General features: G+C 46.9%; 14 protein-coding genes and 1 pseudogene. 10 read left to right on the top strand and 5 right to left on the bottom strand.

What is annotated here, in order from left to right:
• Together ACLR2L_RS12190 and ACLR2L_RS12195 are read left to right on the top strand one after the other, a co-directional pair.
• Nucleotides 1-548: electron transfer flavoprotein subunit beta/FixA family protein (locus tag ACLR2L_RS12190; RefSeq protein ID WP_413368485.1), on the top strand; the 548-nt coding region annotated here is incomplete at its 5' end.
• Nucleotides 548-1,474 (top strand): electron transfer flavoprotein subunit alpha/FixB family protein, encoded by a 927-nt coding sequence (locus ACLR2L_RS12195; protein ID WP_413368486.1) that lies wholly within the window; start codon nucleotides 548-550, stop codon nucleotides 1,472-1,474. The genes ACLR2L_RS12190 and ACLR2L_RS12195, both read left to right, overlap by 1 nt.
• A 61-nt stretch (nucleotides 1,475-1,535) precedes the next feature.
• On the opposite strand, the gene ACLR2L_RS12200 is transcribed toward ACLR2L_RS12195, so the two are convergent.
• Entirely contained in the window at nucleotides 1,536-1,844 is a 309-nt protein-coding gene (locus ACLR2L_RS12200) for an isoamylase early set domain-containing protein (RefSeq protein WP_413368487.1), read from the bottom strand.
• Nucleotides 1,845-2,213: 369 nt separating this feature from the next.
• On the opposite strand from ACLR2L_RS12200, the gene ACLR2L_RS12205 reads away from it, so the two are divergent.
• The 4 genes from ACLR2L_RS12205 to ACLR2L_RS12220 all read left to right on the top strand — a co-directional run bounded on the left by ACLR2L_RS12205 (nucleotide 2,214) and on the right by ACLR2L_RS12220 (nucleotide 7,742).
• Complete coding sequence (locus ACLR2L_RS12205) at nucleotides 2,214-3,422, top strand: efflux RND transporter periplasmic adaptor subunit (protein WP_413368488.1); 1,209 nt, start codon at nucleotides 2,214-2,216, stop codon at nucleotides 3,420-3,422.
• Nucleotides 3,423-3,425: 3 nt separating this feature from the next.
• A complete protein-coding gene (locus tag ACLR2L_RS12210) occupies nucleotides 3,426-6,581 on the top strand; it encodes an efflux RND transporter permease subunit (protein WP_413368489.1) in 3,156 nt (1,051 codons plus the stop codon).
• 170 nt (nucleotides 6,582-6,751) lie between these two features.
• Entirely contained in the window at nucleotides 6,752-7,117 is a 366-nt protein-coding gene (locus ACLR2L_RS12215) for a hypothetical protein (RefSeq protein WP_413368490.1), read from the top strand.
• A gap of 121 nt (nucleotides 7,118-7,238) precedes the next feature.
• Nucleotides 7,239-7,742 carry a YqiA/YcfP family alpha/beta fold hydrolase gene (locus ACLR2L_RS12220; protein WP_140957154.1) on the top strand — a complete coding sequence of 168 codons (504 nt, stop codon included), beginning with the start codon at nucleotides 7,239-7,241 and terminating at the stop codon, nucleotides 7,740-7,742.
• 333 nt (nucleotides 7,743-8,075) lie between these two features.
• Here the strand turns inward: ACLR2L_RS12220 and ACLR2L_RS12225 are convergent, their stop codons facing one another.
• Together ACLR2L_RS12225 and ACLR2L_RS12230 are read right to left on the bottom strand one after the other, a co-directional pair.
• Nucleotides 8,076-9,272 carry an aromatic amino acid transaminase gene (locus ACLR2L_RS12225; protein ID WP_413368491.1) on the bottom strand — a complete coding sequence of 399 codons (1,197 nt, stop codon included), beginning with the start codon at nucleotides 9,270-9,272 and terminating at the stop codon, nucleotides 8,076-8,078.
• A gap of 188 nt (nucleotides 9,273-9,460) precedes the next feature.
• Nucleotides 9,461-10,228, bottom strand: a complete 768-nt coding sequence (locus ACLR2L_RS12230; RefSeq protein ID WP_413368492.1) for an NRDE family protein — start codon at nucleotides 10,226-10,228, stop codon at nucleotides 9,461-9,463.
• A gap of 143 nt (nucleotides 10,229-10,371) precedes the next feature.
• Here ACLR2L_RS12230 and ACLR2L_RS12235 point away from each other — a divergent pair, with 143 nt between their 5' ends.
• From ACLR2L_RS12235 to ACLR2L_RS12245, 3 genes are all read left to right on the top strand, one after another.
• Nucleotides 10,372-10,992 carry a lysophospholipid acyltransferase family protein gene (locus ACLR2L_RS12235; RefSeq protein ID WP_140957158.1) on the top strand — a complete coding sequence of 207 codons (621 nt, stop codon included), beginning with the start codon at nucleotides 10,372-10,374 and terminating at the stop codon, nucleotides 10,990-10,992.
• Nucleotides 10,989-12,233 carry a cystathionine gamma-synthase family protein gene (locus ACLR2L_RS12240; protein WP_413368493.1) on the top strand — a complete coding sequence of 415 codons (1,245 nt, stop codon included), beginning with the start codon at nucleotides 10,989-10,991 and terminating at the stop codon, nucleotides 12,231-12,233. Before ACLR2L_RS12235 ends, ACLR2L_RS12240 begins: the two co-directional genes overlap by 4 nt.
• 193 nt (nucleotides 12,234-12,426) lie before the next feature.
• Nucleotides 12,427-13,026, top strand: a complete 600-nt coding sequence (locus ACLR2L_RS12245; protein WP_140957161.1) for an FMN-dependent NADH-azoreductase — start codon at nucleotides 12,427-12,429, stop codon at nucleotides 13,024-13,026.
• Between the two features lie 157 nt (nucleotides 13,027-13,183).
• Here the strand turns inward: ACLR2L_RS12245 and ACLR2L_RS12250 are convergent, their stop codons facing one another.
• Nucleotides 13,184-13,726 carry a glutathione peroxidase gene (locus ACLR2L_RS12250; protein ID WP_140957163.1) on the bottom strand — a complete coding sequence of 181 codons (543 nt, stop codon included), beginning with the start codon at nucleotides 13,724-13,726 and terminating at the stop codon, nucleotides 13,184-13,186.
• A 216-nt stretch (nucleotides 13,727-13,942) separates the two neighbouring features.
• Here ACLR2L_RS12250 and ACLR2L_RS12255 point away from each other — a divergent pair, with 216 nt between their 5' ends.
• Nucleotides 13,943-16,435: a prolyl oligopeptidase family serine peptidase gene (locus ACLR2L_RS12255; RefSeq protein ID WP_413368494.1), complete on the top strand. Its 2,493-nt coding sequence runs from the start codon at nucleotides 13,943-13,945 to the stop codon at nucleotides 16,433-16,435.
• A gap of 68 nt (nucleotides 16,436-16,503) precedes the next feature.
• Here the strand turns inward: ACLR2L_RS12255 and ACLR2L_RS12260 are convergent.
• Nucleotides 16,504-16,768: pseudogene (locus tag ACLR2L_RS12260) on the bottom strand (rhombosortase); the annotation flags it as partial.

Consider the following 16,768-nt stretch of genomic DNA (forward strand, 5'->3'; position numbering starts at 1 on the left):
GCCAGGAACAAATTCGCAATGCCATGGCTTTGGGGGCTGATCGCGGGATTCACGTAGAGTGCGAGAGTTTCCCGGAATCACTGCAGGTAGCAAAGTTGCTGGCTAAGCTGGTTGAGCTGGAACAGCCTGGTTTAGTGATTATTGGTAAACAGGCCATCGATTCAGATAATAATCAAACCGGTCAGATGTTAGCTGCCTTAACCGGTATGCCCCAAGGTACATTTGCTTCTGAAGTGGTTGTAGAAGGTGAGCACGCTTTAGTTACCCGCGAAGTGGATGGCGGATTACAAACCTTGAAATTGACATTACCTGCTGTGGTATCAACAGACTTGCGACTGAACGAGCCGCGTTACGCGAAGTTACCAGATATCATGAAAGCCAAGCGCAAGCCTTTAGACGTCAAAACTGCAGACGAGCTGGGTGTTGATTTAACGCCGAGAGTAACCACCCTTAAAGTTACGCCTCCACCCACGCGTGAAGCAGGCATCAAAGTAAACTCAGTAGAAGAGTTGTTATCTAAATTACGCGACGAAGCAAAGGTGATCTAATGGCCGTTTTAGTTTATGCAGAACACAACAACCATCAGTTAAAATCAGAAACTCATAAACTGGTGAATGCCGCTACTAAAATGGGTGATACCGTGCATGTCCTGGTAGCTGGGGCTAACTGTGCAGGCGTTGCCGCGCAAGCCAGTGAAATAGCCGGTGTGGCAGCAGTATTGGTTGCCGACAATGCTGTTTATGAACACCAGTTAGCGGAAAATACTGCTGAGTTGGTACACAGTCTTGCTGGTGACTATTCCCATATTATTGCGGCGGCTACCACCACAGGTAAGAACTTTATGCCACGCGTAGCAGCACTGCTTGATGTGGTGCAATTATCTGATGTGATCGCGGTTGAAAGTGCAGATACGTTTGTGCGACCTATTTATGCGGGTAACGCCATAGCAACAGTGCAAAGCAGTGATCCGGTAAAAGTCATTACGGTACGTGCCTCTGCGTTTGATGCGGCAGACACCGGAAACAGTGCACCTGTTAGCATTGTGGATGCGGTGTTTGAAAATAAGATGAGCGCGTTCGTGCGTGAAGAGGTAACTAAATCTGATCGTCCGGAACTGACTGCCGCGAATATTATTATTTCAGGTGGCCGGGGTATGCAGGATGGCGAGCATTTTGCCATGCTGGAGCGCATTGCTGACAAACTTGGAGCGGCGGTTGGAGCATCTCGTGCGGCAGTTGATGCTGGATTTGTTCCCAATGACATGCAGGTAGGGCAAACCGGGAAAATTGTAGCGCCACAACTGTATATTGCAGTGGGGATTTCGGGAGCTATTCAACACCTTGCAGGTATGAAAGACTCAAAAGTGATTGTTGCGATTAATAAAGATCCGGAAGCGGCAATCTTTCAGGTGGCAGATTACGGACTGGTTGCTGATTTATTTGAGGCACTACCCGAGATAGAAGCAGGTCTGTAAAGATCTGCTTGAAAGTACAATGTAAAAAGGGCTTCTGATCAGAAGCCCTTTTTTGTGAACGTTAAACGCGAACCAGAGAATTTTCTTCCAGACTTACCGGCGATGCAACGTAGGCATCAGCTTCCCAGTCGTTCTCCCACACGTCTTCATCCAGTAAATAGCGGAACTGGTATTCACAATCCGCTGGTAAATCGACAGTCTGGGTAAAATCACCGTTTTTTAACTTCTTCATGGGTGTTGCACCCAAATCCCACTCATTGAAATCGCCAACCAATTTTGCTGTAGATGCATTTTTGGCTTCCTCTGCAGTGAGCTTAAAGGTCACTTTGCATATGGGCTTTGACTTTAAATATTGCTTCTTCAGGCTCATTGTTTTCTCCTACGCATTACAATGTGTAATTAACTTACAAGTTACGCTCAAAAAACTAGCAATTCAAGGGGTTTGGCACAATTAACAGACAATTTGTGTAAGTATTTCGTCAAATCAACTTAAACGATTAAGTTTGTCGGTGAATTTGGGAATGCAAAAAAATGAAATGGTTAGATCGGCGTTACCGCTCAGATACCGTTACAATTTCTAACAAAGTTATTAAAGCGTTTGTAATCCAGCCATTTTACACTTCAGTATAAGGACTGCCGTTCGTAGATTTTGCTTGTATCTACACGTGCAAAACCGTGAACAAATACAATAATTACACACAAAAGCATCGTGCTTTTGGGCCAATCGGGTGACACTCACATGAAAGTTTCTTCTATAGCAAAAGCGGGTATTCCACTAATAATACTGCTGGTTGCAATTGTTTTAACCGCCTTAATGGTGCTTGGTAAAAAGCCACCTGAAAAAAAGGTTGTCGAAGAAAAGGCCTTTCTGGTCGACGCACAGCCGGTATTCAGCGAACACGTTGAGTTTACAGTGAGTTCTCAGGGGAACGTGCTTCCCAAGCATAAAACTCAGGTGGCTGCGCAGGTGAGTGGCCGTGTAATAAAACTGTCGGATAATTTTGTTGTGGGCGGCATGTTTCGCAAGGGCGATGTGCTGTTAACCCTTGAACAAGATGATTACGAAACCGACTTGCGTTTAGCCGAGGCGGAATTGGCGCAGGCTGAAGCCGCATTGGAAGAAGAGATGGCGCGTGGCAAAGTGGCGGCAGAAGAATGGCGTTCGGTGCGCAGTGTAGTGCCACCTGAACTGGGTCTACGCAAGCCACAGCTTGCCAAAGAGCAGGCGAACGTTAAAGCAGCGAAAGCAAAATTGGCCAGAGCACAGCGTAACTTCGCCCGTACGCAAATTGTTGCGCCTTACGATGGCATTGTAATTAAACGGAACGTGGATTTAGGGCAGTTTGTGTCTACCGGTGCTCAGGTAGGTGAACTGTATGGAACCAGTGTTGCTGAAGTGCGATTACCCCTCACTGATGCTGATTTGGCTTTCATTGATTTGTCTGCAGGTGTGAAAGAGCAAAATCCGGTTGCGTTGTCGGCTGTGGTAGGCGGTAAATTTCATCAGTGGCATGGTCGGTTAGTGAGAAGTGAAGGTGTTCTGGATACCACAAACCGCTTAATTTATGCAGTAGTTGAAGTGAATGATCCCTACGGCCGAGACAACACGGATTTGCATCCGGTTCCACTGCGTTTTGGTCAGTTTGTACAGGCAACGGTGAGTGGCACTCAGGCGCAAACGTTAATTGTAATCCCGCGCAGTTTATTGCGTCTTGATGGTTCTGTTCTGGTGGTAAGCGAAGATAACACACTGTCGATTCGCAATGTCAAAATTGCGCGCTCCAGTCCTGAAAGTGTTTATGTGTCTGAGGGTCTGCAAAGTGGTGATAAGGTAGTACGCAGTGCTGTGCCTACGCCTTACGAGGGAATGCCGGTGCGGGTCGCGGGTGAAGATCCTGCACAAGACGATGTTGAAGAACCGCAAAACGCGTTGAGCACAGGAGAGTAAGCCATGCAATCCTACAATACGCATACAGGCCTGATAGCCTGGTTTGCACGCAACAACGTTGCGGCTAACCTGTTAATGTGGATCTTGTTGATTGGCGGCATTTTTGGTGCCATTTCAATTCAAAAGCAGGTGTTTCCCAATTTCGAAGTGAATTTGATTTCGGTACGAGTACCTTACCTGGGCGCAGCGCCACAGGAAGTGGAAGAAGGTGTTCTGCTGAAAATAGAAGATGCCATAAAGGATCTCGATGGCATTAAAAAAATTACTGCCACTGCCGTGGAAGGCATGGGTTCAGTATCGATTGAAGTGGAAGAAGACTACGATGTGCAACTGGTGCTCGATGAAGTAAAAGCCCAGGTTGATGCCATACCCAGCTTTCCGGGTAATACCGAAAAACCTACCGTTTACCGTACCAAATTTCTCCAGGACGTTATGTGGGTTGCAGTTTACGGTGATGCCAGCGAACGGGAGCTTAAAGAGTTTGCTAAAAATCTACGTGATGACGTTGCAAATCTACCTGGCATTTCTAACGTTCAGGTAGTTGGTGATCGCGATTATGAAATCTCCATTGAGCTGTCGGAATACACGCTGCAAAAATACAATCTGACGTTCTCAGAAGTCGTTAATGCCGTTCGTCAGTCATCGGTAGACTTGCCCGGCGGTGCCATTAAGTCAGACAGCGGCAATATCTTGCTAAGAACCAAAGGTCAGGCTTATACGGGGTACGAATTTGCCCAGGTAGTTCTGATGACAAGAGAAGATGGCAGCAGACTTACACTGGGGGATATTGCCACTATCGACGATGGCTTTGTGGAAGATCCGCAATACGCTATGTTCGACAATAAACCAGCGGTAAATATTCGCGTGCGTGCAGTAGGTGATCAAAACGCCCTTGAAATCTCTAAAGAAGTTAATCAATACCTAGACACTCACAAAAAAGACTTCCCGGCTAATATTCAGGCTGATTCATGGGGTGATTCGTCTTTTTACCTGGCTGATCGCTTAAATATGATGTTGGAAAATATGTTCTGGGGTGGTGTGCTGGTATTTATTGTGTTGTCACTGTTCCTGAAGATTAAGCTGGCATTCTGGGTAATGGTGGGGCTGCCCGTATGTTTCCTGGGTACGCTTATGGTATTGCCTATGGACATGATGGGTGTGTCTATTAACATGCTCAGTTTATTTGCATTCATTTTAGTACTGGGGATAGTGGTGGATGATGCGATTATTATGGGGGAATCCGCCTACTCCGAAATTGACGCTAAAGGCCATAGTACCGACAACGTAATAACGGGTGTTAAGAAAGTGGCGATGCCTGCAACCTTTGGGGTTCTAACGACTATCGCTGCGTTTTCTCCGATGCTTATGGTGTCGGGCCCATTTGGTGTGATCTGGAAAACCATTGGGTTGGTGGTGATTGTGTGTCTGGCATTCTCGTTACTTGAATCTAAATTGATTTTGCCGGCTCACCTGGCGCACATGAAAATGAAGCCCTATGATCCAGCCAAAGCTAATAAATTCCAGCGTTTCAGGGATTTTTTCAGTGAAGGTATAAAAACCTTTATCAGTAATGTGTATGCTCCATTCCTGCGAAAAGCTGTGAAATTTCGTTACATCACTCTGGCGACGTTTGTGAGTATGCTTATTTTAACGTTTGGTTTGTTCAAAGGAGATTGGGTACGCTTTGTATTTTTCCCCACCATTCCCAGCGACTTTGTTCAGGCGAGGGTAGAACTTGAACCCGGCTCTTCGCTTTCTCAGCGCGATTATGTAATGGATACCATGCTGGAAGCTATGTACAGAATGGACTCACAAATTGAGAAAGAAACCGGGCAGGGTGTAGTAAAACATGCCGTTGCATTCGATAGCGGATCATTGGGTGGACAGGTGTTTGTGGAGCTAACCAAGGGCGAAGCAAGAGACTTGACCGATACGGATATCCAAACGCGCTGGCGGGAGCAGATGCCTGAAATGGCCGGTGTGAAAACTCTGAGTTTTGCGTCACCGGGCGGCCCGGGTGGTGGTTCTGATCTGAGTTTTGAATTCAGCTCAGCGCATATCGAAGATCTCGAAAAGATAAGCCAGGATGTAAAAGCGGCGCTTGCACAGTACAACGGTGTATCTGACATTAATGATACCTTTTCAGGTGGCTCAGATGAGATTCAGTTACAGCTCAAGCCTCAGGCAGAAGCACTGGGTATTACGCTCCAGCAATTGGGGCAGCAGGTGCGCTATGGTTTCTATGGTGCGGAAGTACAGCGCATACAACGCGACGATGAAGAAATTAAGGTAATGGTGCGTTACCCTCAGGATGCCCGAAATTCAGTTGGGCATTTGGAAAACATGCGAGTAAGAGCGCCTGGTGGTCAGGATGTACCTTTTGATCAGGTTGCCGATATTAAAATGGGGAAAGGTTATGATTCTATCATTCGGGTAGACGGTAGACGTTCGGTAACAGTATCGGCAGCCGTAAACGCCGATTTGGTCGAGCCAAACAAAGTCACCATGGAAATGATAGGCCAGGTGATCCCTGAATTAATGAAACGTTACCCTCGGGTAGATTTTAAGTTACAGGGTAATTCCCGTGAACAAATGGAAGCCATGGGGTCATTGGCTAAAGGCTTATTGTTCGCGTTGTTCGCTATTTATGCGCTACTTGCCGTACCGCTGCGTTCATACAGTCAGCCAATCATTATTATGTCGGTCATTCCATTTGGTATTTTTGGTGCCATCGTGGGCCACTTAGCACTTGGCCATGCTGTAAGCGTGTTGTCGATTTGCGGCATTATTGCGCTGTCGGGCGTAGTGGTAAACGATAGTCTGATTATGGTGGACTTTGTTAACCGGGCGCGTGCGGAAGGGCATCGTCTCATGGATGCCGCTATTAACGCTGGGACGCAGCGTTTCAGGGCGATCATTTTGACCTCACTGACAACCTTTATGGGACTGGTACCCATTATGTTTGAGCGCAGCCTGCAAGCGCAGGTGGTAATCCCAATGGCTATTTCACTGGCGTTTGGTATTTTGTTTGCCACTGTAATTACACTACTGCTAGTGCCAGCATTGTACGTGATACTGGACGATATACGTCAGTTATTCAGAAAGCCTAAAGCGATATCCGTTACTCAGGCTACTGCTGATGAAATAGCGTTCAAATAATTCTGCTTAGTTAAAAACAACCGTGTTCACTGAATGGTGTGCACGGTTTTTTTATGCCATTTATAATAATTCGGTTTATTTTGAATCTTATTGGTCATTTGTTGCACATTAGGCTTGATTGCTGTTGTTATATACAGTACTGTATATAACAACAAGTAGGAGGGCGGATTATGAATACCGGACTAAAAACCATTGATGATCTGATTCAGCGTTTTGGCATAAAAACGAATGAGTCTCAGGACACATTTCAGCAAGTTATGGCCTGGAGTGGTAACGATCTACGTGCGGCACATTTCAAGTTACCATTTTGCTTTTATCAGCTTATTACGACTATGCCTGCCACAAAAAATGTAACCCTGCATCACTTTTACCTGCCACACCGCAAAGCCCGTTTGGCAAGTTTCTTAATTGATGCCAATGGTAAAATAATCGAGCAGGTGTTTTATCAGCGCGATGTTAAATACGTAAATGCCTGTAAAAAACTGCAGGCCATGGTACAGCGCGCTTACTCGACATCCATCAATATTGCTGCGTAACTATTTGTTAACATTTGTTTTTAATTTCATATTTTCGGCAATTAGTGTTTAGCGTAAGACAAATATTATTGTTATTTAGTGACGAATAGGGATAATCGGTGTTCCAGTTGGAGGAGCATTCGTGAAAGTTTATTTTTCGCACGGCAAAGAAAGTGGCCCGTGGGGCACTAAAATTCGATTTTTAGCTGATATCGCTGAAAGCATGGGATGTCAGATAGAAAGTATTGACTATTCAGCTACGATGAACCCGGAAGAGCGGGTTGCTTTACTGCTGGAGCAGTTGCCGTCTGACGATTCCGAAGTGGTGTTAGTGGGTTCCAGTATGGGTGGTTATGTGTCGTTGGTAGCGGCCCTGCAATACAACGTTAAGGGGATATTTTTGCTGGCCCCGGCAGTGTACATGCCTCGGTATGAAAAGCAGGCATATCCGGTTAAATGCGCCGTGTCTTGTGTACATGGCTGGCAGGACGAAATTATACCGGTGGAAAACGTACTGAAATTTGCGCGGGAACAAAGTGCCAGTTTGCATTTGGTTCCCGGTGATCACCGGTTAAACGATTCATTGGATTTGATAGCGCCGATTTTCAAGCAGTTTTTATACAGTTGCCTTACAGACAAGGTTTAATCAGAGAAAACAGTTGTTTCCCGCAGAGCTCTGTTTAATTCGGTTCGAAGTGTATTGAGACTATAATGGAACCATTGAGTGGCAGGGTTGGTCCAGCCTAGTGTTGCTCGCCTTGAAGCAAGCTTCAAGCGCTTAAAGTAAAAATAGAAATTAAAACCAGAAGTAGAAAGGACTTTGTGTTGTGCATCCTTGTACCTGTATGTTGTTTGCTTACCGCTAAAATCCGTATAACGTAAAGTATGTCGTGTGTAGTGATTTGTGCGCGCTGCGCTAACTGTGTGGCAGAACAGCTATCAAGCGCACTGACCAGCAGTGCGCTTGTTTATTGCAATATTACGCGTTGATTACTTTTACCATGGCTTTGGCCAGTGTATCTACGTTTGCCAGGCTGATACCGGCAACGTTTACGCGGCTTGAGTCCACAAAGTAAACGCTGTGCTCGCTACGCATCTTTTGAACTTGTTCCGGAGTGATGCACAGGAACGAGAACATGCCTTTTTGGTCGTTTACGAAGCTGAAATCTTTCTGTGCACCGTACTCGGCTAATTTGCTTACCAACAGGCCACGCAGTGTACGCATGCGATCGCGCATTTCGTCTACCTCGTTTACCCATTCCTGTTTCAGCGCTTCGTTAGACAAAATAATATCAACTAACGCACCGCCGTAGCTGGGCGGCATTGAGTAAATACCACGCGCAACGCTCTGAATTTGACCCTGAGCAATTTTACGGGTGTTGCTGTCGGCGCAAACAATGGCCGCTAAACCAACACGCTCACGGTACAAACCAAAGTTTTTGCTGCAAGATGCGGCAATAATCACCTCGGGCAGGTTCTCACACAGCAAACGTACGCCATAAACGTCGTCTTCCAGGCTGTCACCGAAACCCTGATAAGCAATATCTACGAAAGGCAGGAACTCACGCTCTTTGGCAACGTTGAGTACTTCTTGCCATTGAGCTTTGGTCAGGTCTGCACCCGTTGGGTTGTGGCAGCAACCGTGTAGCAGTACCACATCGCCTTTTTTCACCTTACGCAAACAATCCATCATAGCGTCGAAGCGCACAGACGCAGTTGCTTTGTCGAAGTAGGGGTAGGTTTCAATAGTTAAACCGGCATTGCCAATCAGTGGAATGTGGTTTGCCCAGGTAGGATCGCTTACCCATACAGTTGTATCAGCATTAACGCGGGTAAGTAATTCGGCCAGAATACGCAGTGAACCACAGCCACCAGGCGCCTGAACTGCGGCAACGCGGTCGGCTAAAAGAACCGGGCTTTGTGCTCCCAGAATCAGTTGCAGCATACCGTCGATAAACCCTTGCACACCCTGCGGAGTGATATAGGTTTTTGAAGTCTCACGCTCAAGCAACACTTTCTGTGCTTTTACTACCGCCGACAGAATAGGGGTATTGCCCTGTTCGTCTTTATAAACACCTACGCCTAAATCAATCTTTGCAGGGTTGTTGTCTTGCTTAAAGGCAGCAGATAAACCAAGTATAGGATCAGGGGGTAGCAGGGGTAACACTTCAAACACGGTATGTCCTCACGATTTCATTAGTCAATGTTAACGACGGCTGAAAACGGGCCAGTCGATAACCAAAAGTCCGCAGCGTTCAGAATGTTCGTCACGTTGCATTATTGTTGTGCAAAACGGGAGTCATTGCACAGGTTGCGCATTATGCCACTATCACTATCAAATACGAATAGAAAATCATCCTAAAATTAGCCGATTTTCCAACTAAAATGTTGCATTTGCCCCACTGTACCATCGCTTGTGTAGGAACATTCATACCAACATGCCTGCTGATGCTGGTTAACAAGGAGTATAGTAGAGCTGCGGGTGCCATATTTTGGTGTATGAATGAAGATAGGCGACAGCGCAATTTCCCATTCCGGCGACACGCCCGTGCTGGGTAATTCATCCTTGGGGGCCTGTTGATTATTGCGCATCAACGCAAACAGGTGATCAATGTTCAGCGAGTCGGTGCTGCTAATATATTCCTGCAAGGCTTGCGTGCCATTGCGCACCTTAGGCCAGGGGGTATTAAGCGATGCATTCGACAAGCTATGTACGCCAGGAGATAGCCATTCATGCGCTGATGATTCACTGTTAAATGCAAGCAGGTTCCGGTAATGCCCAAACAGCATATTAAAGCCATTGTACTGATTGGCTGTGGCTTCAAGTGTACGAAGATACATTGCCGTTAGTGGCGGACTGGCTAAATAATTAACCACAAGATGACCGCGACTAAGTTTATCATCGGATTGAGTGGCGGGGTTTCTGATGTTGGTTAGTGCGGCAATGTGTCCGTTACGCGTAATGCCCATCCATGTCCCGCCAGCCATTAAATCCTTGCCAGCGAGCAATCCTGGGGGCTCAGTCCAGAAAGCCGATGGCGCTGTTGGCCTTGCATAAAATTCGTCGCGATTAGCAGCAATGATTAATGGATATTCAGGGTGCTGTTGAACCGCAGCAAAAATAATACACATGCTATTACTCAGTAAAAGAAGTCTGAACCATTCGATGAGGCGTTAGTGTAACCAATTGATGTATTGATCTATAGCGACTGGCGCTGAATGCAGCCAATTATGCTACGATTGGGTTGACATAATCATAACTATAAAGGTTTTTCATGCACGATAAGCAGTCTTTTGCGTGTTATTCATTGCCTGAATTGGTGCCTCACAGAGCGCCTGGTTGGTTTAGTCGCCTATGCCGGTGGTGGCTGGATAAGCGCGGGTGGGTTATCGATGGCCAAATGGCAAACGAACCCAAAATGGTAATTGCCGTTGCACCGCATACGTCAAACTGGGATTTTATACTTGGCGTTGCAGTGATGTTTGCAATCCGTATTCGATTATCTTTCTTCGGTAAACACACTATTTTTACGCCGCCGTTGGGCTACTTCATGCGCAAGATTGGCGGTATCCCGGTTGAGCGCAGCCAGGCGCATGGCGTGGTGCAAAGTATTGCAAAGCAAATAAATAATGCCGATAAACTGGTACTCGCACTGGCACCTGAGGGAACCAGAAAAGCGGTGTTTCCATGGAAAAGCGGCTTTCTTTACATAGCACAAACCGCTAGAATCCCCATTCAGTGTGTAGGATTGGACTACCGGCGTAAAGCGCTGGTGTTTGGTCCGGTTCTTACCGTATCCGACGACTTAGCATCATCAATGAACGAGATTTATGCTTTTTACCGCACCATTGATGCCAAGTATCCACAGCAAACAGTAACGGAGCCCAACGCGTGACAAAACTGGGAGTAACCACCCGTCAGATCCATGCTGATCGACTTTTGAATCAGCCAACAGATGGCGCAGTGCATAGCAGTACCACTAATTCAGTGCTTTTCGAATTTAAACGAGCACAAGATTTGGTTGATGTATTTCAGGGCAAAAAAGTAGGGCACGTTTATTCGCGTTCATCGTCTGGTTCGGTGGTGGCACTACAGAATATGATCGCCGATTTAGAAGGCGGACTCACTAGTGTGTGTTTTGCTACTGGTATGGCGGCTATTACCAGCACGTTTTTGTCGTTATTCAAAGCAGGCGATCACATCATTGTTAGCCAGTATTTGTTCGGCAATACCCGCAGCTTCATGGATACTATGCAGGATCTCGGTATCCAGCTTACCTTCGTGGATGTGACCTCCATTCAGGATGTGATTAACGCAAAGCAGCCTAATACCCGAGCAGTATTTGCTGAAACGATAGCTAATCCGGTTACACAAGTATCGGATGCCCGGGCAATTGGGCAATGGTGTGAAGAGAATAAGCTGCTCTTTATGGTGGATAACACCATGACTCCTCCGCCAAGTTTTGATGCTAAAGCCATGAAAGTGTCACTCATTCTGTGTTCACTTACCAAATATATTGCAGGTCATGGACATGTATTGGGTGGCGCGGTAGTTGATACAGGATTATACGACTGGACCCAATTCCCGAATATCAGCCCTAAATATCAGGTAGCTGATAAAGCCATGTGGGGGATTACCCAAATCAAGAAAAAAGGGTTGCGCGATATAGGTGCCACGCTTGCGCCTCAGTCTGCTCACCTTATTTCGGTTGGCATGGAAACATTATCGCTTCGCACCGCGCGCAGTAACGATAACGCGTTAAAACTGGCTACGTATCTGGAAGCTCACCCTAAAGTGCAAACCGTGTATTACCCCGGGCTGGCAAATCATCCACAACATTTTATTGCCCGTGAACAACTGGCTAATTACGGTTCGATTCTCAGTTTTGATTTGGTGCCAGGCATTGAGCCTTGTGCTTTCTTAGACAAGCTGGCATTGGTTATCTCTGCTACGCATCTTGGTGACACACGTACACTGGCGTTGCCGGTTGCGCCTACTATTTTCTTCGAAAATGGCCAGCGTGAGCGCGCTAAAATGGGGATTACGGAAACCATGATCCGCTTGTCTGTTGGTATTGAAGATACCGACGATTTAGTGGCCGATTTTGAGCAGGCGTTAAATAGCTTCACGCTCTAACGTAAGCCAGAGTCAGCAATTCATAGCATTAAAAAGGCCTCGTGTACCTGGTACCTCGGGGCTTTTTTGTGCGTTGATATATCTGCCGTGTAAAATTCATTCGGTTAAATAGAATGATAGGTGTGATTTTTAGCCATGGATGTCCGTTACTGTTGTTGATTAAATAACTACATCAACTGACAGGAGTGCAGACATGAAAACAATTTTAGTAGTAAACAGCAGTTTAAACGGTGAAGCGGGCAATTCTTCTAAATTAGTCGCCAACTATATTGCAAAACTTGATGACCAGCAGGTAAAGCTGGACGTACTGAATCTGAATGAGGTTCAGTTACCTCATTTAACGCAGAAAGAAATGGCTGCGTGGATGACCGCTCCGGAAGCGCGCACCAGTGAACAAGCTGAATTAGCCGGCATTTCAGACGCACTGCTTTCGCGTTTAATTGAAGCCGATGAAGTAGTAATTGGCTTGCCTATGTATAACCTGGGTGTGCCGTCTACGTTTAAAGCCTGGATTGATCGTCTGGCGCGTGCAGGTAAATCATTTAAATACACCGAAACCGGCCCGGTTGGCCTGATTGCCGATAAGCCTGTAACAGTATTGGCGGCGCGCGGTGGTATTTATGCCGGTACTGAATACGACTCACAAACCCCTTATATTCGCCACGTATTTGGCCTCATGGGAATCCGCAGTGTGAATTTTGTGTATGCCGAAGGTCTGAATATGGGTGAAGAGGCTGCTCAAAAAGCATTTTCTTCAGCAAATGAAAAAATTATTGAACTTTTGTCTAACTAATTAGACCAACTATATGCAGTTAGCAAAAATGGCGCAGAATAAATGGCTGTTCTATTGATGCTAAAGTGTGTTCCAAGTTGAGTGTGCTTTAGCCCCGTTGTGTACGGGGCTTTTTTTTGCCTGTTGAACGCGAGGATGTGCAACAGGCAGGCTGGTATTACATGGCTAGCGCTTTGGCGACATCGTCGCGAAGGGCTTTATCGGAAGGTTTAACCGAGCTCTTATAGTGCTTAACAATGTTACCGTTTTTGTCTACCAGGTATTTGTTGAAATTCCAGCTGGGTGCCTCACCGGTGGCTTTGGCAAGCATGCGGAATAACGGATCGGCTTCGTCGCCTTTCACATGAGTTGGCTCAAACATAGGAAATTTAACACCGTATGTCAGTTCACATAATTCAGCCGTTTTACCTTCGTCTTTGGCTTCCTGATTGAAGTCGTGAGAAGGGAAGCCCAATACCACAAAATCCTGCTCTTTTAATTCGGCGTACATGGCTTCCAAACCTTCAAATTGAGGTGTGTAGCCACAGTAACTGGCAGTATTCACGATCAGGAGTGTTTTGCCCTGAAACTCGTTGCACAGGTTTACCGTTTCCTGAGAGTTCAGCTTGCGTTTCATAAATTTCAGCACATCCGGGCAAGTGTTTGCCTGGCTGGTAAAGGCCATTGCGCTAAGAATAAAGGCGCCCATAAGTTTTTTCATCGTGTCGTCCTGTTAGTGTGATGTGTTGAGAAATACAGTAAAAACCACTGCCTTGGATCACTCTGTATCCAAATAATGCCGGTGACAGTGCGCAACGGCGGATTACTGAGTACACCGTTCATACGGCAAAGCGTTTAAGTTTAAAGATAAATATTCACAAGCGATGGTTTATCGTGGCTATAATGACCGGGTTGTAGCAAATAAGTAAACAAGAATATGCCAAATCACCTGACCAGAAATATTATTGCCGGCAGTATCAGCCTGCTTTTGTTCGCATGCGCGAATACCACTGAATCGCAAGCCCCGGCGGCAACCGATTCAACCCTTGCTTCACCAGCGCCGGCCGCAGTTGTTCGCACTGAGGCCGTTAACCCTGGTGCCACTGGCGAGATCACGCTTAAACAAATTATGTCAGATCCCGATTGGCTGGGCCGGGAGCCTACCGCTCCTGCCTGGTCGTTGGATGGCGATATTGTGTATGCCCGCAAGCGCGAGGGCAGTGAGGTTAATGATTATTACCTGATTGAAGCGGATAAAACCGGCAACGGTTCGAAAATTGAGTTGTCGGCTCAGCACGCATACCGTTACGATGAAAAAACCGCCAGCAACGATGGTAAGTATACGGCCTGGCGTTTTGCAGTTAGTGTTTTTGTAAAACTGGCTGACGGCGCGGTAGTACAGTTAACCCGGGGTCGCCAGTCGCTGCGCAATTTAACGTTTATGACCGATAACCGCCTGATGGCGACAACCGGTGATAGCGTGGTTGCTTTTGATTTAACAACCGGTCAGCAGGCGATGCTGATGAGTTGGAAATTTGAAGATGCCCCTGTTGCCAATAAACCGCCAAAAGACTTTATCGCGGCTGAACAGCAAACGCTGATTCAATATATTCAGGTTCAGCGCAAAAACCGGGATGACGCCTTTGCTCACGATGCAGCAATGCGTGCTGCAAGCCCGGCTGTTGCACCAGCGCCATTCTATTTTCCGTCGGGCGATCGGTTAGTGGCTGCAACCTTATCTCCCGATGGCAAACACGCCATTGTCGTCACCACCAAGCAAGGCAGCTATCGGGATAAAACCGACATTATGCCGCACTACATTCAGGAAGATGGACGTATAGCGGCTATTGATGTGCGTCAGCGTGTAGCAGATGCTCAGCCCGTTGAGGAAACCGTTTGGTTGCTCGATATTCAGGCGCATACTCAGCATAAGTTGTCGTATATGAATTTGCCAGGGTACAACGACGACGTGCTTGCCTCAGTTAAAGCGGAAAACGCTGCCGCGCGGGGTGAAACTTACACAGTAAACCGCCTGCCGCGCGCCATTGGTCTGTTGGATAGCTGGTATTGGCGTGAGCCGTCAATACGCTGGCATCAGGACGGCACAGCGGTAGCGCTAATGCTGGAAGCCTGGGACAACAAAGACCGCTGGATTGTAACGGTGGATTTCGCCAGTAAGCAGTTTAATACCGAACATCGTTTGCACGATGATGCCTGGGTAAATTATCGATTTAATCAGTTTGGTTGGTTACACAACTCCCACACCCTGTTTTATCAGTCGGAGCATACCGGTTATAGCCACTTGTATGTGCAAAAGCCTGGCGAAAAGCCGCGTGCCCTCACATCTGGTGAGTACATTGTGGATGAAGTAACACTGAGCAGCAACGATCAGTACATGTACTTTCAGGCCAACAAAAAGCACCCTGGAATTTATGAGATCTACCGGGTAAATGTGGCTACGGGTGAACACGAAGCGCTTACTGATCTGAACGGCGTAACCGAATATGTGCTGAGCCCAGGTGAAGACGCGTTGTTGCTGACCCATTCAAAAGTAACCCAGCCACCCGAATTATTTATACAGCGCCTGGGGAATGGCTCTGAACCTGTTCAACTAACCCACACGGTGAGTGAAGCATTTAAAGCCTTGCCATGGACGGCACCGCAGGTGGTAGCCATTCCTTCCAGCCATACCAGCAAACCTATTTATGCCCGCGTTTATTTGCCAGAAGGGTATCAGCAAGGTGATGCTAAGCGCGCAGTGGTATTTAACCATGGTGCTGGCTACCTGCAGAATGCGCATTTGGGGTGGTCGGGGTATTTCCGTGAATTCATGTTCCACAGCATGTTAGTGCAAAAGGGGTACGTGGTACTGGATATGGATTACCGTGCGTCTGCTGGTTATGGGCGCGACTGGCGCACAGCTATTTACCGTCAAATGGGAACGCCGGAAGTGGAAGATTTACGTGATGGGGTAAATTGGCTGGTGAACAACGCGAACGTTGATCGCAACCGTATTGGTACCTATGGCGGTTCTTATGGCGGTTTCTTAACGTTTATGTCGATGTTTACTGCGCCGGATCTGTTTCAGGCTGGTGCGGCACTGCGTCCGGTGTCAGACTGGGCTCACTACAATACGGCCTATACATCGAACATTCTGAATACGCCGGATGTTGATCCTATTGCTTACCGCAAAAGCTCTCCCATTTACTTTGCTGAAGGGTTAGAGAAAACACTGCTGATCAATGCACCAATGGTAGACAACAACGTGTTCTTTGTAGACGTTGTTCGCCTGGTACAGCGTATGATTGAGCTGGAAAAAACGGATTTCGAAACGGCCATTTACCCAGTGGAACCTCATGGCTTTATTCAGCCAAGTTCCTGGTTGGACGAATACCGCCGTATTTTCAAATTATTTGAAGAAAACCTGTAATAAAACAGTTTATCTGAAAACACGATGAAGCCGGTCAGGTCATACTGCCCGGCTTTTTTTATGGGCAACTAAGCTGCCTGCCGGGGTTTGATAACCGAATACAACACCGACATCACCCACATCAGTAAAAACAGTGCAAAACCACTTGCCGCACCGTAAAGATGGGCGTCGATAGCGACCGACGCACCAATTAATTCTGCTACATCCTTACTGCTACCTTGCCATTGTTCCCAGCTTACTTTTGCCATTATGCCGAGTAGCAGCAGGGCACCTGAATACACTTTATTGCGAATATCCATACAGGCTCCCCACACGAATAAACCATGTAAAGCC

Source organism: Alteromonas sp. AMM-1, from assembly GCF_047290655.1.
In the GTDB taxonomy this organism is placed as follows: domain Bacteria; phylum Pseudomonadota; class Gammaproteobacteria; order Enterobacterales; family Alteromonadaceae; genus Alteromonas; species Alteromonas mangrovi.

Coding starts and splice junctions, on each gene's coding strand:
- ACLR2L_RS12195 (WP_413368486.1), top strand. CDS start 548: ATGGCCGTTTTAGTTTATGCAGAACACAACAACCATCAGTTAAAATCA.
- ACLR2L_RS12200 (WP_413368487.1), bottom strand. CDS start 1,844: ATGAGCCTGAAGAAGCAATATTTAAAGTCAAAGCCCATATGCAAAGTG.
- ACLR2L_RS12205 (WP_413368488.1), top strand. CDS start 2,214: ATGAAAGTTTCTTCTATAGCAAAAGCGGGTATTCCACTAATAATACTG.
- ACLR2L_RS12210 (WP_413368489.1), top strand. CDS start 3,426: ATGCAATCCTACAATACGCATACAGGCCTGATAGCCTGGTTTGCACGC.
- ACLR2L_RS12215 (WP_413368490.1), top strand. CDS start 6,752: ATGAATACCGGACTAAAAACCATTGATGATCTGATTCAGCGTTTTGGC.
- ACLR2L_RS12230 (WP_413368492.1), bottom strand. CDS start 10,228: ATGTGTATTATTTTTGCTGCGGTTCAACAGCACCCTGAATATCCATTA.
- ACLR2L_RS12235 (WP_140957158.1), top strand. CDS start 10,372: ATGCACGATAAGCAGTCTTTTGCGTGTTATTCATTGCCTGAATTGGTG.
- ACLR2L_RS12245 (WP_140957161.1), top strand. CDS start 12,427: ATGAAAACAATTTTAGTAGTAAACAGCAGTTTAAACGGTGAAGCGGGC.
- ACLR2L_RS12250 (WP_140957163.1), bottom strand. CDS start 13,726: ATGAAAAAACTTATGGGCGCCTTTATTCTTAGCGCAATGGCCTTTACC.
- ACLR2L_RS12255 (WP_413368494.1), top strand. CDS start 13,943: ATGCCAAATCACCTGACCAGAAATATTATTGCCGGCAGTATCAGCCTG.